Source organism: Xanthomonas sp. F4 (assembly GCF_011761895.1).
This window is the reverse complement of sequence record NZ_JAASQX010000001.1, coordinates 613624-631558: the sequence shown is the minus strand read 5'-3', so window position 1 is coordinate 631558 and position 17935 is coordinate 613624. Positions and strand designations below refer to the sequence as shown.

Sequence of the window (17935 nt, the reverse complement as noted above, 5' to 3'; positions counted from 1 at the left end):
TGTCCGGCCTGCTTGCGCACCCGGAGCGCGCAGCGCGGAGGGCGTGCCGCCCGGGTGTGCTTTCTTTTGGTTACTTTTCTTTGCACAAGCAAAGAAAAGTGACTCGCGCGCCAAGCGCGAAAGCATTTGATCTTGCCTTTGCATCAACTCAGCAGACCGTCGCAACGACCGGAAAACCTACAACGCCCGATGCTTCGCCTCGCCGAAGAACGGCGTGTGATGCGCGCAATCGTTCAGCCGCACCACTTCCAGATGCTCCACGTCCGGCCCTTCCAGCAGGTTCAGCGTGGTCGGCGCCTGGCGGAAGCTCCACAGCCGCGCGATCGGCAGGCCCAGCACCCGGCACAGGATCACCCGGTTGACCGCATCGTGGGCGACCACCAGCAGCGTGTCGTATTCGCCCAGCCCCTCGGCGGCGCGGGCCAGGCCGCGCCAGGAGCGCTCCAGCACCTGCCGCAGCGACTCGCCGCCCGGCATCAGCACCGTATCCGGCTCCTCGCGCCAGGCGCGCAGGCGCGCCGGATCCTTCTCGTTGATTTCGCTGGCCAGCAGACCTTCCCACTCGCCATGGGCGATCTCCTGCAGGTCCGGATCGGTCTGCAGCAGCGCTTCGCGCTCGGCGCCCAGGGCGAAGCGCGCAGTGCGTTGTGCGCGTGCCAGCGGCGAGGCCACGGCGCGGGTCAGCGGCACCTCGCGCAGGCGTGCGCCCAGCGCCTGCGCCTGGGCGTCGCCGACCGGCGACAGCGGGATGTCGATCTGGCCCTGATAGCGGCCTTCGGCGTTCCACGGGGTTTCGCCATGGCGGGCGAGCAGAATGCGCATGCGCTGGATTCCTTGGGGGAAGGGCCCGTCTCGCAAACGAAAACGGAGCGGCATGATACCCGCTCCGTCGCCGGAAACCCTGTGCTGCATCCCGCGCGCCGCCGCAGCGCGCCGGGGCGGACACGCGGACGGCGGCCATGGCCGCCGTCCGTCGGGCCTGGCTCACTTGGCCAGGTTCAACTCCTTCAACAGCCGCGGCGCCGGCATCACTTCCTGCATGATCCAGTGCAGGTAACGCGTGTCGACCGCGATCATCCGGGTCATCGCCGGGTCGAACACCCAGTTCGAACTCACCGACTCCCAATTGCCGTCGAAGGCCAGGCCGACCAGCTTGCCGTGCGCGTCCATCACCGGCGAGCCGGAGTTGCCGCCGGTGATGTCCAGGTCGGACAGGAAGTTGACCGGCACCGTGCCCAACCGCTTGTCTTCCAGCCCGCCGTAACGCTTGGCCTTGGCCGCATCCAGCAGCGCCTTGGGCGAATTGAACGGCTCCACGCCGGTGTCCTTGGCGACCACGCCTTCCAGCGTGGTGAACGGGGTGTAGGCCACGCCGTCCTTGGGCACGTAGCCCTTGACGTTGCCGAAGGTGATGCGCAGCGAAGAGTTGGCGTCCGGATACACGGACTCGCCCTGGCTCTTCTTGTAGTCGGCCACGGCCTGCAGGTAGCGCGGACGCGCCAGCAGCTCCTCGCCCTCGCGGCGCTTCTGGTCCTGCTCGATCTGCAGCAGGGTCGGCATCAGCGCCACCGCATAGCGCAGCGCCGGATCGTCGCTGGCCTCGAACGCGGCGCGGTCGGCATGCAGCCACTTCAGGCGCGCATCGGTGTTGCCCAACTGGGTACCGGCCAGGCGCGCGGCGGCGGCCTGCGCATCGGCGCCGGCCAGCCACTGGTCCAGCGCCGGCAGGCGCTGCGCCTTCGGCAACTTCAGGTACTGGTCGAACCAGTAGCGCTGCAACTGGCTGTCCATGGATGCGACGTAGCGGCGCTCCATCTGCTTCATCGCACCCTCGATCTCGGGCAGGTCGCGCTCCTGGTAGCCCGGCTCACGCTCGGCGTCCGGCTTGGCGCGTTCGATCGACAGGCGATACAGCGACACCGCACTGCCGAGCGCGCCGGTACGCTGCATCTGCCGCAGCACCAGGTCGCGATCGCGCGTCGCCTTGGCCTGCTCGCCCAGCGCCAGCAGTTGCGCATGCGCCTGCAGCGCGGCCTTGCCCTCGCCGCCCTGGCGCTTGAGCCAGTCCAGCACCGCGCGTTCCTCGGCGTGCTTCTTGGCCGCCGCATCGATGCGCTTGAAGCCTTCCAACTGGCCTTCGTAGTTCTTGGCGACGTTGTTCCAGCTGGCCATGGTCGCCGCGTACTTCACCTGGATGTCCGGGTTCTGCTTGCCGGCCTGCTCGACCAGCGCGATCAGATCGCGGTATTGGCGCGCCGCGGTCGGATAGCCCCAGTCGGCGGTGGCGTCGAATTCGGAGGCCAGCGCATAGCGGTTGGTGCGGCCCGGGTAACCGGCGACCATGACGAAATCGCCGGCGCCCAGCGGCTGGTCGGCGAACTTCAGGAAGTGCTTGGGCTGGTACGGCACGTTGTCCTTGGCATAGGCGGCCGGCTTGCCGTCCTTGCCGACGTAGGCGCGGTAGAACGAGAAATCGCCGGTGTGGCGCGGCCACATCCAGTTGTCGACGTCGCCGCCGAACTTGCCGATGCCCGACGGCGGCGCGTAGGCCAGGCGCACGTCGCGGATTTCCAGGGTGCGGAACAGACGGTAGGTGTTGCCGCCGGAGAAGCTGTACAGCTCGCAGCGGTAGCCGGCATCGGCTTCGCACGCGGCGACCTGGGTCTTGTCGAAATCCTCCAGCGCCTGCGTGCGCTTGAGCGCGTCCTTGCCGGCGGCGGCCATCGCCGCCTTGGCCTGCGCGGTGACGTCGGTGATGCGGTCGAGCACATAGATGCGCGCGTTCGGGCCGGCACTCAGCTCCGCACCCTGGCTGGCGGCGCTGAAGCCGTCGCGGATCAGGTTCTTCTGCGGGGTCGAGTTGAGCTGGATCGCGCCGTAGGCGCAGTGGTGGTTGGTCACGACCAGGCCCTGCGGCGAGACGAAGCTGGCGGTGCAGCCGCCCAGCGAGACCACCGCGCCCATCGGGTCGCCGGTGAGGTCGGACAGCTGCTGCGGCGACAGCTTCAGGCCGGCCTGCTGCAGCGGCCCGGCGATGTCCGGCAACTGCTGCGGGACCCACATGCCCTCGCCGGCCTGGGCGGTGGAGACGCCGGACAGGGCGGCCACGGCGGCGATGGCGACAGCCAACGAATTCGAACGCATCGAATAGCTTCCTTGATGACAGACGTTAGAGTGTAACGGCTGTCATCAAGCGCCCGGACCGTGACCAATGGCACCCTGGGGCGTGTCGCCCAGTCCCGGGCACGTCCTGACCGCGCCGCAACATGGGCGCGCCGGCCGGGCGCTTATACTGCGCGCCCTCTTCCCATCGAATCTGCACCGACATGGCGCAAACAATGAAGGCGCTGGTCAAGCGCGACGCCGCCAAGGGCATCTGGCTGGAACAGGTGCCGGTGCCGGTCCCCGGCCCCAACGAGGTGCTGATCAAGCTGGAAAAGACCGCGATCTGCGGCACCGACCTGCACATCTACCTGTGGGACGAGTGGAGCCAGCGCACCATCAAGCCCGGCCTGACCATCGGCCACGAGTTCGTCGGCCGCATCGCCCAGCTCGGCTCGGCGGTCACCGGCTACGAGGTCGGCCAGCGCGTCTCGGCCGAAGGCCACATCGTCTGCGGCCACTGCCGCAACTGCCGCGGCGGGCGCCCGCACCTGTGCCCGAACACGGTCGGCATCGGCGTCAACGTCAACGGCGCCTTCGCCGAGTACATGGTGATGCCGGCCTCGAACCTGTGGCCGATCCCCGACCAGATCCCCTCCGAACTGGCCGCGTTCTTCGACCCCTACGGCAACGCCGCGCACTGCGCGCTGGAGTTCGACGTGATCGGCGAGGACGTGCTGATCACCGGCGCCGGCCCGATCGGCATCATCGCCGCGGGCATCTGCAAGCACATCGGCGCGCGCAACGTGGTGGTCACCGACGTCAACGACTTCCGCCTGAAGCTGGCCGCGGACATGGGCGCGACCCGCGTGGTCAACGTCGCCAACACCTCGCTCAAGGACGTGATGGCCGACCTGCACATGGAAGGCTTCGACGTGGGCCTGGAGATGAGCGGCAATCCGCGCGCCTTCAACGACATGCTCGACTGCATGTACCACGGCGGCAAGATCGCCATGCTCGGCATCATGCCGCGCGGCGCCGGCGCCGACTGGGACAAGATCATCTTCAAGGGCCTGACCGTGCAGGGCATCTACGGCCGCAAGATGTACGAGACCTGGTACAAGATGACCCAGCTGGTGCTGTCCGGCTTCCCGCTGGGCAAGGTGCTGACCCACCAGTTGACCATCGACGAATTCCAGAAGGGCTTCGACCTGATGGAAGAAGGCAAGGCCGGCAAGGTCGTGCTGAGCTGGTAAGGCACGCGCCGCGGCAACGCGGCGGTGCCGGAAAAACACGAAGGGCGCCTTGCGGCGCCCTTCGTCGTTTCACGCGACGATGCGATCAGAACGCGATCGTGCCCGAGACCACCACGCGGTGACCGGCCAGGCGCTCGGTGAAGTTCTCCGGGCCCTTGTTGTCGGTGTCGTAGTAACCCACGCTCAGCGCCAGCGGGCCGACCATCTTGCCCACGCTGACGTTGTAGTCGGTGTAGTCCTGGTACGCGGTCAGCGCGCTTTCGTAGGTGGTGCGGCCGACGTGCGCGCCGACGCTGAAGCCCTGCGGCAGCGCCCAGTTCCCATCCAGCGCGTAATAGAAGCTGTCGCGGTCGAGGTTGTACACGTTGTCGGTGTACGCCACGGTCAGGGTGTAGGTCTTGAGGAACTTGGTCTTGGTGATCAGTTCGTTGTAGTTCGACTTGCCGGCGCCCGGGTAGCCGTAACGGTTGACCATCACGTCGAAGTTCCAGTCCGGCGAGAAATCGACGTTGTAGCCGACGAAGCCGTCCACTTCCCAGTCCGGATCGCCCGCGCCGAAGTCGACGTTGGAGCCCCAGGTGCCCACGTACAGGCCGAACGGCGAGGTGTAGGTGAGGCCGGCCTGGAACGCCGGGCCCTTGTCGGTCTGGGAGACGCCGCGGAACACGTAGTCGCTGACCACGCCGTAGGAGCCGGTGATCGGCGAAGCCGGTTCGTCCTGGGCCAGGACGGTGAACGGCGAAGCGGCCAGTGCGACGGCCAGGGCGAGAGTGGTCTTGTTCACCGGTCATTCTCCTGTGGGTTGACGAGGGTGGGTTGCAGCAGCGGGACGCATGCGCTTTCACGCTTTTTTAACTGCTTTGATCTTGCAGTGCAACAACTTTTCGCCCAGCGCATGCCATGGCCTGACACAAGCCTGTACTTTTGCGTCACGTGCGGACACGGCCGGCGCGCCGGCGTTGGCCTCGGACTCGACAGGCATGGACCCGGCCAGCGACCTGGCGGTCACGTCGAGGCCGATCGGGCCAGCCGCTGGTGGCACCGGCGCGCAGCCGCGCCAGTAGGCGATTGGCATGGCGCGATGGCGCCTCAGTCGGGCCGGGCGAACACCCCGAAGCGGCGCGCGCGCAGGTGCAGCGGCTGGCCCGGCGCGTAGTCCGGCACCCCCTCGCCCGCCGGCAGCTCCACCTCCACCTCGTCGTGGCCGTGCGCCAGTTGCGCGCGCAGGCGCAGGCGCGGGCCGCTGCGCTGGATCGACAGCACCGTCGCCGCCCAGCCCTCGCTGCCGGGCACCAGGTCTTCCGGCCGGACATACAGTTCGACCGGGCCGCTGGACAGCGGCGTCGACGGCACCGGCAAAGCCAGCCCGCCGACCTGCACCGCACCGTCGTGCAGACGTGCCGGCAGCCGGTTCACCGCGCCCACGAAGGCGTACACGAACGGCGAGGCCGGCTGCTCGTAGACCTGCGCGGGACTGCCGATCTGCTCGATCCGGCCGCGGTTGAGGATCGCCACGCGGTCGGCCAGTTCCAGCGCCTCTTCCTGATCATGGGTGACGAACACCGTGGTCAGGCCGGTGCGTTCGTGCAGTTCGCGCAGCCAGCGCCGCAGGTCGCGGCGGACCTGCGCGTCGAGCGCGCCGAACGGTTCGTCGAGCAGCAGCACGCGCGGCTCGATCGCCAGCGCGCGGGCCAGCGCCACGCGTTGGCGCTGGCCGCCGGACAGTTGCGCCGGGTAGCGCCGCTCCAGGTCGTGCAACTGCACCAGCGCCAGCAGCTCCTGCACCCGCGCACGAATGCGCGACTCGCTCCAGCGCGCCTCGCGGCGCACGCGCAGGCCGAAGGCGATGTTCTCGTACACGCTCATGTGCTTGAACAAGGCGTAGTGCTGGAATACGAAGCCGACCCGGCGCGCCTGCACCGACAACGCGGTGGCGTCCTCGCCGTGGATCAGCACGCGGCCGCGATCGGCGTGTTCCAGGCCGGCGATCACCCGCAGCAACGTGGTCTTGCCGGAGCCGGACGGCCCCAGCAGCGCCAGCAGTTCGCCCTGGCGGATGTCCAGGCTGACGTCGTCGAGCGCGGCGAAATCGCCGAAGCGCTTGCCCAGGTGCTGCAGGCGGATGGTCATCGCAACCTCAATGTCGGTGAGTGGCGGCCAGCGCCGCACCGTGACGCCAGTGCAGCCAGGACTTCACGGCGAGCGTCAGCAGCGCGGTCAGCGCCAGCAGGCTGGCGCAGGCGAAGGCGGCGCTGTAGGCGTATTCGTTGTAGAGGATCTCCACATGCAGCGGCAGCGTATTGGTGCGCCCGCGGATGTGCCCGGACACCACCGACACCGCGCCGAACTCGCCCATCGCCCGCGCACTGCACAGCAGCACGCCGTACAGCAGGCCCCAGCGGATGTTCGGCAAGGTCACCCGGCGAAAGGTCTGCCAGCCGCTGGCGCCCAGGCTCAGCGCCGCCAGTTCCTCGTCGTCGCCCTGCTGCTCCATCAGCGGCATCAGTTCGCGCGCGATGAAGGGGAAGGTGACGAAGGTGGTCGCCAGCACGATGCCCGGCAGCGCGAACACGATCCGCGGCAGGCGCAGCACCACCTCGCCCAGCAGCGGCAGGGACAGCCGCACGCCCTCGTCGATCAGCGGCCAGGCCCAGCCGTTACGGCCGAAGATCAGGATGAACAGCAACCCGGCGACCACCGGCGACACCGAGAACGGCAGATCGATCAGGCTCACCAGCAGGCGCTTGCCGGGGAAGCGGTGCTTGCTGACCGCCCAGGCCGCGGCCACGCCGAACACCAGGTTCAACGGCACCACGATCGCTGCGACCAGCAGGGTCAGGCGGATCGCCGCCAGCGCGTCCGGATCGGAGATCGCACGCCAGAACACGTCGGCGCCGCCGCGCAGCGCCTCGGTGAACACCAGCAGCAAGGGCAGCAGCAGAAACGCCAGCAGGAAGACGAGCGCGCCGCCGATCAGCAGCCGCTGCACCCAGCGCGGCTCGTCGACCACCGAGGCCTGCGCGTGCGCGGCGACGGCGGCAGCGCCGGCCTGCCCCGGGACGTGCGCGGCCAGCGCGGACACGACCGACGCCATCACGCCACCGCCCTGCCGCGCCGCGCGAACCAGGCCTGTGCCGCGTTGACCAGCAGCAACGACAGCAGCGACAACAGCAGCATCGCCGCGGCGATCGCGCTGGCGCCGCCGTAGTCGAATTCTTCCAGGCGGATGGTGATCAGCAACGGCGCGATCTCGGTGGCATTGGGCAGGTTGCCGGCGATGAAGATCACCGAACCGTACTCGCCGACGCCGCGCGCGAAAGCCAACGCGAATCCGGTCAGCACCGCCGGCCACAGCGTCGGCAGCAACACCCGGCGCACCGTCTGCCAGCGCCCGGCACCGAGCGTCGCGGCCGCCTCCTCCAACTCACGCTCGGCCTCGGCCAGCACCGGCTGCACGATCCGCACCACGAACGGCAGCCCCACGAACACCAGCGCCACCACGATGCCCAGCGGCGTGTAGGCGACCTTGACCCCGCCGGCGCCACTGCTCTGCATCAGCCCGGCATAACCGATCAGCAGGCCGCCGACGCCCAACGCGGCCAGGCCGAGCACGGCGACCGTGCCAAGCAGGCGCTGCAGTGCGCGCAATGGTGCCGGCAGCAGCGACTGGCTGCGCCGCAACAACGCGTAGCCGGTGGCCGACAGCGCCAGCAGCAACGCCAGCCGCGGCCACCACCAGGCCAGTGCCGGCAGGCTGGCCGCCAGCGCCTGCGCCGGCTGCTCCAGCCAGCGTCCGATCCAGCCGTTGCTGCCGTACAGCGCAGTCAGGGCGATGCCGGCCACCGCGGTCGGCAGGGCGAACGGCAGATCGATCATCGCGTCGAACAGGCGCTTGCCGGGAAAGCGATAGCGCACGAACACCCAGGCCACCCAGGTGCCCATCACCGCATTGAACGCCGCCGCGGCCAGCGCGGTGCCGAAGCTCAGGCGCAACGCCGCCAGCACCCGCGGCTCGCTCCACACCCGCCACACGCCGTCCCAGCCCAGCCCGCTGGTCTTGAGCAGCACCGCGAGCAAGGGGATCAGCACCACCAGTCCCAGCCAGGTCAGGGTGATGCCCAGGCTCAACCCCAGGCCCGGCATCACCCGGCGCTGGCGCGGTGCACGGGCAACGGCGGCGGCGGTCACGGCCATCGCGTCACTTGCTCGCCTGGATCTGGTCGAACAGGCCGCCGTCGTCGAAGTGCGTGGCCTGCGCCTTGGCCCAGGACCCGAATGCCTGGTCGATGGTGACCAGGCGCACCTTCGGCAGCCGCGCCAGATCGGCGCGGTCGGCGTACTCGGGATGGCGCGGCCGGTAATAGTGCTTGGCCGCGATCCTCTGTCCTTCCGGCGAGTACAGGTACTTCAGGTATTCCTCGGCGACCGCGCGGGTGCCGTGCTTGTCCACGTTCCTGTCGACCAGCGCCACCGACGGCTCGGCCAGGATCGACAGCTTCGGCACCACGATCTCGAACTTGTCCTGGCCCAGTTCCTGCTGCGCCAGGAACGCCTCGTTCTCCCAGGCCAGCAACACGTCGCCGATGCCGCGCTGGACGAAGGTGGTGGTGGCGCCGCGCGCGCCGGTGTCCAGCACCGGCACGTTGCGGAACAGCGCGCGCATGTAGGTGAGGATGCGCTCGCGATCGCCCTTGAAGATGTGGTCGGCGTAGGCCCAGGCGGCCAGGTAGTTCCAGCGCGCGCCGCCGGAGGTCTTGGGATTGGGCGTGATCACCGACACGCCGTTGCGCAGCAGGTCGGGCCAGTCCTTGATCCCCTTCGGATTGCCCTTGCGCACCAGGAACACGATGGTCGAGGTGTACGGTGCGCTGTTGTCCGGCAGGCGCGTGGCCCAGTTCGCATCGATCAGCTTGCTCTTGGCGGCGATCGCATCGACGTCGTAGGCCAATGCCAGCGTCACCACATCCGCCTCGACCCCGTCGATCACCGCGCGCGCCTGCTTGCCGGAGCCGCCGTGCGAGGTCTCCACCGCGACCTGCTCGCCGGGATGCAGCTGCGCCCAATGCTTGGCGAAGGCGGCGTTGTAGTCCCGGTACAGCTCGCGGGTGGGATCGTAGGACACGTTGAGCAATTGCGTCTCGGCGGCGACCGCGGCCCCGGCGAACACGCACAGCGCGAGCGCGAGCAGCGGGCGCCAGCGGCGCGGCGGAAGGCTGGACATGGACGGTTCTCCGAAAACACACAGGCCGATGCCGCGGCCGATGCCCGCCGCGGACCATGACGCATGCTGCGCAGCGGCAGGCGGCGGGTGAAATGACTTCCCGGCAGCGGCTCATGCCATTTGCGCATGACGACCCCGGCCTTCGCGGGCGCCGCGGTAAAATCGCCGCCTCTTTCCGCCGCGCGTGCCCGTCATGACCGACTCCCGCCTCACCCAGCACTACGCCGAGGAACTGGACGCGATCCGCGCCCAGGGCCTGTTCAAGTCCGAGCGCATCATCGTCGGCCCGCAGGCGGCGGAAATCGTCCTCGCCGACGGCCGCCGCGTGCTCAACTTCTGCGCCAACAACTACCTGGGCCTGGCCGATCATCCGGCGCTGATCCAGGCCGCCAAGGACGCGCTGGACACGCACGGCTTCGGCATGGCCTCGGTGCGCTTCATCTGCGGCACCCAGGACCTGCACAAGCAGCTGGAAGCGCAGATCGCCGCGTTTTTCGGCACCGAGGACACCATCCTCTATGCCGCCTGCTTCGACGCCAACGGCGGCCTGTTCGAACCGCTGCTGGGCGAGCACGACGCGATCATCTCCGATGCGCTCAACCACGCCTCGATCATCGACGGCGTGCGCCTGTGCAAGGCCAAGCGCTTCCGCTACGCCAACTGCGACATGGCCGACCTGGAAGCGCAGCTGCAGGCGGCCGACGCCGCCGGCTGCAAGACCAAGCTGATCACCAGCGACGGCGTGTTCTCGATGGACGGCTTCATCGCCCCGCTGGACGAGATCACCGCGCTGGCGAAGAAATACAACGCGCTGGTGCACATCGACGAGTGCCATGCCACCGGCTTCCTTGGCGCCAGCGGCCGCGGCTCGGCCGAGGTCAAGGGCGTGCTGGACAAGATCGACATCTTCACCGGCACCCTGGGCAAGGCCATGGGCGGCGCGCTGGGCGGCTTCACCACCGGCCGCCGCGAGGTGATCGAACTGCTGCGCCAGCGCTCGCGGCCCTACCTGTTCTCCAACTCGCTGCCGCCGCACGTGGTCGCCGCCGGGATCAAGGCCTTCGCGATGCTCGACGCCGCCGACGACCTGCGCGCGCGCCTGGTCGGGAACACCGCCTACTTCCGCGAGCGCATGGCCGCCGCCGGGTTCGACATCAAGCCCGGCACCCATCCGATCTGCCCGGTGATGCTGTACGACGCGCCGCTGGCGCAGCGCTTCGCCGAACGGCTGCTGGAGGAAGGCATCTACGCGATCGGCTTCTTCTTCCCGGTGGTGCCCAAGGGGCAGGCGCGGATCCGCACCCAGATCAGCGCCGCGCACACCCGCGAACACCTCGACCGGGCGATCGAGGCGTTCATCCGCATCGGCCGCGAGCTGGGCGTCATCACCGCCTGAGATGCGCGCCGCGCTGCGCCAACGGCTGTTGCTGGCGGCGCAGACCGACGCGCAGGCGCAGCCTGCAGCCGGCGGCTGGCATAGCCGCTGCCTGCATTGCCGGCGACGCCTTGACTTGCGCGGCGACGGCGAGCCGCTGGGCCATTGTTCGCTCGAACATGTGGTGCCGCAGGCCTGGTTCGGGCGCCGCGCCGCGGCAGCGTTGTGCGCCCAGGTGGGCGACGATCCCAACGATGCACGCAACCTGGCGCTGGCCTGTGCCGGCTGCAATCACGCCAAGGGTCGCCACCACGATGCGCGCGGGCCGCAGGATGCGCGCGCGCGCGACGTCGTCGCCGCGTTGCTCAGCGCGCGGTTGGCACGCTGGCGTCCGCCGCCGGCGCCAACGCCGTGACTTCGGCGGCGCTGAGTTCGCGCCAGGCACCCTTGCCCAACTCGCCCAGCGCCAGCTCGCCGATCGCCACCCGCACCAACCGCAGCACGTCCAGGCCGAGCGCGGCGAGCAGCCGCCGGATCTGCCGGTTGCGGCCCTCGTCCAGCACCACTTCCAGCCAGGCATGGCGCTCGCCCTGGCGCAGCAGGCGCACCTGCTTGGCGCGGAGCGGTTCGCCATCGTCGACCACGCCGGCACACATCCGTGCCAGCAGCGCCGCGTCGGGCACCGCGTCCACCTGCACGTGATAGGTCTTGTCCGGGCCGCTGCCCGGGTCGGTCACCCGCGCCGCCCATTGCGGGTCGTTGCTGAACAACAGCAGGCCCTCGCTGGCCTTGTCCAGGCGCCCGACCGGTGCCAGCCACGGCAGGCCGGCACCGTCGAAACAGCGATAAACGGTGTCGCGGCCGCGTTCGTCCTGCGCACTGGTGACCAACCCGCGCGGCTTGTTGAGCATCAGGTACAGGCGCGCGGTGTCGGCCAGCGGCGCGCCGTCCACGGCCAGCCGGTGGCGGCCCTGCAGGATCGGGAATTCGGGATCGGTGACGATGCGCCCGTCGACGGTGACACGGCCGGCGGCGATCCAGCGTGCGGCCTCGGTACGCGAGCACAGGCCAAGCTTGGACAGGGTGCGGGCCAGGCCGTGACGCGGCGTGGCTGGCGCGGCGCCGCGCGCGGAAGGGCGCGGACGCGCGGGCACCGCCGGGGACGACGCCGGACGACGGGAACGCGGCGGCTTGGCCCCTCGCACTGCGCGAACGGGCGCGGCCGCAAGCGGCCGCGCGCCGGACTTACTGCTTGTTGGCGTCGGCCGGCGCCGGCGCCTCGGCGGCGGCAGCCGGTACCGGTGCCGGACGCGCCTTGACCACGCGAACGCCGCGCGCCTTCATCCAGGCGTCGAACTCCTCGGCGGTCATGCGCTTGCCGTTCTGGCTCATGTCGAACCGCCAGGGCGTGTTGTCGAAGGCGGTGGCCGGCTTGTACGCGGCCGGATCGTTCGGCTTCACCGCGCCCGGGGTGGCGTTGGCCAGGCTCTGGCAGCCTTCGGCGCGCAACCGCAGCAGCACGCGGTCCAGCGACTGGTCGCTGCTGTAGGACTGGGTCAGCACGCCGCTGGGCATGCCCAGCTGCACGTTGCGGCTGAACAGCTCCGAAGCGACCGGCGCGGCGACCGTGGCCGGCAGCGCCAACGGCTTGGGCAGCAGATCGCCGGAGCAATCCGGTGCGGCGTGGGCCGCAGGAATCAGGGCGAGCGCAAGCAGGCTGGCCGTCACGATACGCAGCATCGGTTTTTTTCCATTCAGGCGAGTCGACGAGCGAGTGTAGGCAGGGCCCGGCGTGCTTTCAACTGTTACCGGCACTACATGCGCTAAATAATTGGGATTGCTGAAAAAATTCAGCTTTGACCGGCTGGCAATGCAGCTCATGTAGGAGCGGCTTCAGCCGCGACAGGCGTTCCTGGGAAGGCCCGTCGCGGCTGAAGCCGCTCCTACGGCAATACCGAAGAATCCATTCGCCGTCCCATAAAAAACAAAGCCCGGCACGAGGCCGGGCTTTGCTTGAGACTGGAAGCGTCCGATTAGTTCTGGACGTTCAGCTCGGTACGACGGTTCTTGGCACGGCCTTCCGGATTGTCCGAACCATCCGGGTTGGTGTTCGGCGCAATCGGACGGCTCTCGCCGTAGCCGATCGGACCGACCAGACGCGAAGCGTCCACGCCGTTCTTGGTCAGGTAGTCGTACACGACGCGGGCGCGACGCTCGGACAGCTTCTGGTTGTAGGCTTCGGTACCCTTCGAGTCGGTGTGACCGGCAACCTCGACACGCAGGTCGGGGTAACGCTTCAGGATCTCGGTCGCTTCACCCAGGATCGCCACGGCGTCCGGACGCAGGTTCGCCTTGTTGAAGTCGAAGTTGACGCCCTTCAGGTCGATCGACACCGGCACCGGGCAGCCGTCCGGACCGATGGTCTGGCCAGGCTGGGAGTTCGGGCACTTGTCGTCGCAGTTGTTGACGCCGTCACCATCGTCGTCCAGGTCGGCGCAGCTCGGCGCAGCGGCCGGCGGCGGCGGCGGGGCGACCGGGGCAGCCGGCGGCGGGCCCAGCGGGATCACGACGCCGACCGAAGCCAGCACGTCGCCGAACCAGTTCTGCGACGGAGCGGCAACGCTCTGGTCGTCGAAGTCAGCGCGGTAGGCCACTTCGGCACGCACGGCAACGCGCTTGTCGAAGGTGGTCTGCAGACCGACGCCGGCCTTGGCGGCAAAGTTGCCGTCCTTGCGCTGGCCCGGGGAGACCGGACCGCCGGTGTCGAACTCTTCTTCCGAGCGCTGGTAGCCCAGGCCGAACAGCAGGTACGGGTTCCAGCCGCGGCCTTCCTGGATAAAGTGGCGACGCAGGTCGAACGAGATGCCGTACTGGCTCCAGTTCAGGTCCTGGTTCTTGTCGAAGTTCGGGTTCTGATAGTTCAGCTCACCGTCCAGCGACCAGTTCGGGTTGATGAACTTGCCCAGGCCCAGGGTGACGAAGGGCGCATCGTTGGTGGTGCGATCCTTGTCCTGGAAGTTGAAACCAGCCGAACCGGTCAGGTACCAGCGGTCGTCGAATTCCTGCGCGGACGCTGCCTGGGCGACGGCCAGACCGCCCAGCAACGCGGCGGTGAGAATTTTCTTGTTCATTAATACAACTCCTTGTTTCGGGGAGATAGAAACCGGTAGAGGCATGGTTCAGTACAGATGTCTCGTCACATCCAGACGGCCGTTTCCGCACGCCATCGCCGCGCACATTATGCGCGGCATAGTGAAGATGGCGTTAACGGGCACGTAACATGTGAAAGTCAACGCCAGCCGCTGCAAGGCCGTGGATACACCCTATACAGGTTGATGAAATCCCGCAATGCGGCGGGGAGATGACCGTTTGCGGTCGTAGACAAGCGCCCACAGGGCGACCCAGTTCTCACTGCGGCCGCGCCCAGGGCGGCGGGTCGGCCAACTCGGCCTGCATGAACTCGACGAAGGCCCGGACCCGCGGCGGCACCAGTCGGCGCTGCGGCATGACCGCGTGGATGCCGGTCTCGGCCAGCGGATAGTCGGCCAGCACCTGGCGCAGCCGCCCCTGCCGCAGGTCCTCGGCCACGTGCCATTCCGAATGCAGGGCGATGCCCTGGCCGTTGACCGCGGCGTCGCGCAGCACCTCGCCGAAGTTGGTCTCCAGCGGTCCGGCCACGCGCACGGCGATCTCGCCGTCGGGCCCCTGCAGCCGCCAGGTGTCCTGCCTTCCGTCGCTGCCGGTCAGCAGCAGGCAGGCGTGCGCGGCCAGGTCGGCCGGCGTGGCCGGGGTGCCATGGCGGCGCAGGTAGTCCGGCGAGGCGCAGAGCATGCGCCGATTGCCGGCCAGACGCCGCGCGACCAGGCTGGAATCGCGCAGGTTGCCGATGCGGATCGCCAGGTCGAAGCCTTCGCTGACCAGGTCCACGACGTTGTCGCTCAGGTGCACGCTCAGCCGCACCTGTGGGTGCAGCGCCATGAACCGCGGCAGCAGCGGCGACACGTAGAGCCGCCCGAACGCGGCCGACATCGTCACCCGCAGGGTGCCGGCGGCGGCGACGCCGGCCTGGCGCAGGCCGCCGGCCAGCGATTCCAGGTCCTCGACCAGCGGCCGCCCCTGCTCGGCCAGTTGCAGGCCTTCCGGGGTCGGGTGCAGGCGCCGCGTGGTCCGGTGCAGCAGGCGCACGCCGAGCGCGCGTTCCAGCCGCTGCAGTCGCTGGCTGGCCACCGCCACCGAGATGTCCAGGCTGCGCGCGGCGGCGCTGATCGAGCCGAGGTCGAGCACGCGCAGGAACAGGGCGATATCGCCGATCCGGTCCATTGTGTGGATTCCATTGAAAGTCGTTCAATATTTTTACTGTTTTTGCTAAGAACCTGCAGGCCTAGGCTGCCGTCCTCCCGCCACTTTCGGAGCCGCCGCATGGCCGCCTCGCTTGCTCCACCTCCCCACCCGCCCGCTGCCGGGCGCACGCCGATCGCGCTGTTCGCACTGACCGCCGGCGCCTTCGGCATCGGCACCACCGAGTTCGTGATCATGGGCCTGCTGCTGCAGGTGGCCGCCGACCTGCAGGTCAGCGTCCCCGCCGCGGGGCTGCTGATCTCCGGCTATGCGCTGGGCGTGTTCCTCGGCGCGCCGCTGCTGACCGTGGCCAGCCGGCGCTGGCCGCGCAAGCGCGTGCTGCTGGCACTGATGCTGGTGTTCACCGCCGGCAACCTGGCCTGCGCGCTGGCGCCGACCTATGCGGCACTGATGGCGGCGCGGGTGGTCACCTCGCTGGCGCATGGCACCTTCTTCGGCGTCGGCGCGGTGGTGGCCACCACCCTGGTGCCGCCGCAGCGCAAGGCCTCGGCGATCTCGACCATGTTCACCGGCCTTACCGTCGCCACCCTGCTCGGGGTGCCGGCCGGTGCCTGGCTGGGCCTGCAGTACGGATGGCGCGCCACGTTCTGGGCGGTGGCGGCGATCGGCGCCCTGGCCACCGTGGTGATCGCCGCACTGGTGCCGGCCGACCGCGACGCCCCGCCGGCGCCGCCGCTGCGCGAGGAACTGCGCGCGGTCGGTCGCGCCCCGGTGCTGCTGGGTCTGGCGACCACGGTGCTGGGCTATGCCGGCGTGTTCGCGGTGTATACCTATGTGCAGCCGCTGCTGACCCAGGTCACCGGGGTGGCCGACAGCGCGGTGTCGCCTCTGCTGCTGGTGTTCGGCGTGGGCATGATCGTCGGCAATGTGCTCGGCGGACGCCTGGCCGACCGCCGCCCGCGGCAGGCGCTGCCGCTGAGCCTGGGTGCGCTGGCCGTGGTGCTGGCGGCGCTGACCTTCGCCTTGCCGTCGGCACCGGCGATGGCGCTGGGCATCGGCCTGCTGGGCGTGGCCGCGTTCGCCACGGTGGCGCCGCTGCAGGTGTGGGTGCTGGGCAAGGCCGGCGAGGCCGGCCGGCATCTGGCCTCGAGCCTGAACATCGGCGCGTTCAACCTGGGCAATGCGCTGGGCGCGTGGCTCGGCGGCCTGGTACTCGGCCACGGCGGCAGCCTGTCGCAACTGCCGTGGGTGGCGGCACTGCTGACCCTGGCCGGACTGGCGGTGGCGCTGGGCGCACTGCGGCTGTCGCCGGCCACCGCCGTGCCCGCGCCCGATACCGGCGCCGGCTGCGCCGCCGGCGGTGCGGCATGAGCCGGGCGATGGCAAGGGCCGCGCTGGCGACGGCCCTGCTGGGCACGCTGGCGCTGCCGGCCGGCGCGGCACCGCGCGACTGGATCGCGACCTGGCAGGCCAGCCCGCAACCGCTATGGGCCGCAGACTTCCCGTTCCCGACACAGACGCCGTTCCACCTGTGGCGGCAGACCGTGCGCCAGGTGGCGCGGGTCAGCCTGGGTGGCAGCGAGGTGCGGGTGGAGCTGAGCAACGCCTATGGCGACACGCCGCTGCACATCGGCGCCGCGTCACTGGCGCTGGCCGGCGACGGCGCTGCGACCCTGCCCGGCTCGCAGCGGCCGCTGCGCTTCGACGGCAAGACCGAGGTGACGGTGCCACCGGGCGCGCCGGTGCTCAGCGATCCGGTGGCGCTGAGCGTGCCGGACCTGGCCCGGCTCAGCATCAGCCTGTATCTGCCGCAGCCGACCGCGCCGTCCACCTTTCACTGGGAAGGCCTGCAGAGCGCGTGGCTGGCCGAGGGCGAACGCACTGCCGACGCCACGCTGGCCGACGCCACCGCGCTGCCGGTGCGGCTGTTCGTCAGTGGCATCCAGGTGCGCCGCGCCGATGCCGCCGGCGCGGTGGTGGCGCTGGGCGACTCGATCACCGACGGCGCCGCCTCGACGCCGGGGCAGGACCGGCGCTGGCCGGACCAGTTGGCCACGCGACTGGCGGGACAGCGGGTGGCGGTGCTCAACGCCGGCATCTCCGGCGGGCGCGTGCTGCGCGACCGCATGGGCCGCAACGCGCTGGCGCGGCTGGACCGCGACGTACTGGCGCAGCCCGGCGTGCACACCCTGATCCTGTTGATGGGCATCAACGACATCAGCTGGTATGCCACGCCGTTCGCACCCGACGATGCACCGGTGTCGGCCGAGGACCTGATCGCCGGCTACCGGCAGCTGCTGCAGCGCGCGCAGGCACGCGGCCTGCGGGTGATCGGCGCCACCCTCACCCCGTTCGAGGGCGCGTTGCCGGACTCGCCGATCCCCGGCTACTACAGCGCGCAGAAGGAGGCCGTACGCCAGCAGGTCAATGCCTGGCTGCGCGCCGGCAACGGCTTCGACGCGATCCTGGATTTCGATGCGCTGCTGCGCGACCCCGCGCACCCCACGCGGATGCGCGCGGACGTCGACTCGGGCGATCACCTGCATCCCGGCGACGCCGGCTACGCGGCCATGGCACAGGCTGCCGCGCAATTGCTCGGCGCCAACGCGCCCGCGCGCCCTCCTGCTCCCGCCACTGCGGGCGCGGTCGACACCGACACCGCGGCGCGCTGACGCCGTCTCT

The 17935-nt window shown here is 69.7% G+C and carries 17 protein-coding genes; 5 read left to right on the top strand and 12 right to left on the bottom strand.

Features of this window, described 5'->3' with window-relative positions:
• Positions 1-177: 177 nt before the first annotated feature.
• Positions 178-822 carry a histidine phosphatase family protein gene (locus FHR66_RS02860; RefSeq protein ID WP_160966147.1) on the bottom strand — a complete coding sequence of 215 codons (645 nt, stop codon included), beginning with the start codon at positions 820-822 and terminating at the stop codon, positions 178-180.
• A gap of 162 nt (positions 823-984) precedes the next feature.
• Positions 985-3144, bottom strand: a complete 2160-nt coding sequence (locus tag FHR66_RS02855; RefSeq protein WP_160966145.1) for a S46 family peptidase — start codon at positions 3142-3144, stop codon at positions 985-987.
• A gap of 182 nt (positions 3145-3326) precedes the next feature.
• On the opposite strand from FHR66_RS02855, the gene tdh reads away from it, so the two are divergent.
• Complete coding sequence (gene tdh / locus FHR66_RS02850) at positions 3327-4358, top strand: L-threonine 3-dehydrogenase (RefSeq protein WP_160966143.1); 1032 nt, start codon at positions 3327-3329, stop codon at positions 4356-4358.
• 85 nt (positions 4359-4443) lie between these two features.
• Here the strand turns inward: tdh and FHR66_RS02845 are convergent, their stop codons facing one another.
• Genes FHR66_RS02845 through FHR66_RS02815 form a run of 6 tightly spaced genes read right to left on the bottom strand, consistent with a single transcriptional unit; the run spans position 4444 to position 9579 of the window.
• A complete protein-coding gene (locus FHR66_RS02845; protein WP_160966141.1) occupies positions 4444-5142 on the bottom strand; it encodes a TorF family putative porin in 699 nt (232 codons plus the stop codon).
• 57 nt (positions 5143-5199) lie between these two features.
• Entirely contained in the window at positions 5200-5433 is a 234-nt protein-coding gene (locus FHR66_RS02840) for a hypothetical protein (RefSeq protein WP_160966139.1), read from the bottom strand.
• Between the two features lie 14 nt (positions 5434-5447).
• Positions 5448-6488, bottom strand: a complete 1041-nt coding sequence (locus FHR66_RS02835; RefSeq protein WP_160966137.1) for a sulfate/molybdate ABC transporter ATP-binding protein — start codon at positions 6486-6488, stop codon at positions 5448-5450.
• A gap of 7 nt (positions 6489-6495) precedes the next feature.
• Entirely contained in the window at positions 6496-7452 is a 957-nt protein-coding gene (gene cysW / locus FHR66_RS02830; protein WP_160966135.1) for a sulfate ABC transporter permease subunit CysW, read from the bottom strand.
• Positions 7452-8552: an ABC transporter permease subunit gene (locus FHR66_RS20980; RefSeq protein ID WP_237475279.1), complete on the bottom strand. Its 1101-nt coding sequence runs from the start codon at positions 8550-8552 to the stop codon at positions 7452-7454. The genes cysW and FHR66_RS20980 overlap by 1 nt, the downstream gene beginning before the upstream one ends.
• Positions 8553-8556: 4 nt before the next feature.
• Complete coding sequence (locus tag FHR66_RS02815; protein ID WP_160966133.1) at positions 8557-9579, bottom strand: sulfate ABC transporter substrate-binding protein; 1023 nt, start codon at positions 9577-9579, stop codon at positions 8557-8559.
• 193 nt (positions 9580-9772) lie between these two features.
• Between FHR66_RS02815 and kbl the strand changes: the two genes are divergently transcribed.
• Positions 9773-10975, top strand: a complete 1203-nt coding sequence (gene kbl, locus FHR66_RS02810; RefSeq protein WP_160966131.1) for a glycine C-acetyltransferase — start codon at positions 9773-9775, stop codon at positions 10973-10975.
• 1 nt (position 10976) lies between these two features.
• The gene (locus tag FHR66_RS02805; protein ID WP_160966129.1) at positions 10977-11369 is read left to right on the top strand and encodes an HNH endonuclease; all 393 of its coding nucleotides are present in this window, start codon (positions 10977-10979) and stop codon (positions 11367-11369) included.
• Here the strand turns inward: FHR66_RS02805 and FHR66_RS02800 are convergent.
• From FHR66_RS02800 to FHR66_RS02785, 4 genes are all read right to left on the bottom strand, one after another.
• Positions 11320-12108 (bottom strand): pseudouridine synthase, encoded by a 789-nt coding sequence (locus FHR66_RS02800; RefSeq protein ID WP_160966127.1) that lies wholly within the window; start codon positions 12106-12108, stop codon positions 11320-11322. The genes FHR66_RS02805 and FHR66_RS02800 overlap by 50 nt on opposite strands.
• Before the next feature lie 91 nt (positions 12109-12199).
• Positions 12200-12694, bottom strand: a complete 495-nt coding sequence (locus tag FHR66_RS02795) for a hypothetical protein (RefSeq protein WP_160966125.1) — start codon at positions 12692-12694, stop codon at positions 12200-12202.
• Between the two features lie 293 nt (positions 12695-12987).
• A complete protein-coding gene (locus FHR66_RS02790; protein WP_160966123.1) occupies positions 12988-14085 on the bottom strand; it encodes an OmpA family protein in 1098 nt (365 codons plus the stop codon).
• A 277-nt stretch (positions 14086-14362) separates the two neighbouring features.
• A complete protein-coding gene (locus tag FHR66_RS02785; protein ID WP_160966121.1) occupies positions 14363-15274 on the bottom strand; it encodes a LysR family transcriptional regulator in 912 nt (303 codons plus the stop codon).
• 99 nt (positions 15275-15373) lie between these two features.
• Between FHR66_RS02785 and FHR66_RS02780 the strand changes: the two genes are divergently transcribed.
• Both FHR66_RS02780 and FHR66_RS02775 read left to right on the top strand, forming a co-directional pair.
• Entirely contained in the window at positions 15374-16624 is a 1251-nt protein-coding gene (locus FHR66_RS02780; protein ID WP_167087312.1) for an MFS transporter, read from the top strand.
• 8 nt (positions 16625-16632) lie between these two features.
• Positions 16633-17925, top strand: coding sequence for an SGNH/GDSL hydrolase family protein (locus tag FHR66_RS02775; RefSeq protein ID WP_237475278.1), 1293 nt, complete (start codon positions 16633-16635; stop codon positions 17923-17925).
• Positions 17926-17935: the final 10 nt, after the last annotated feature.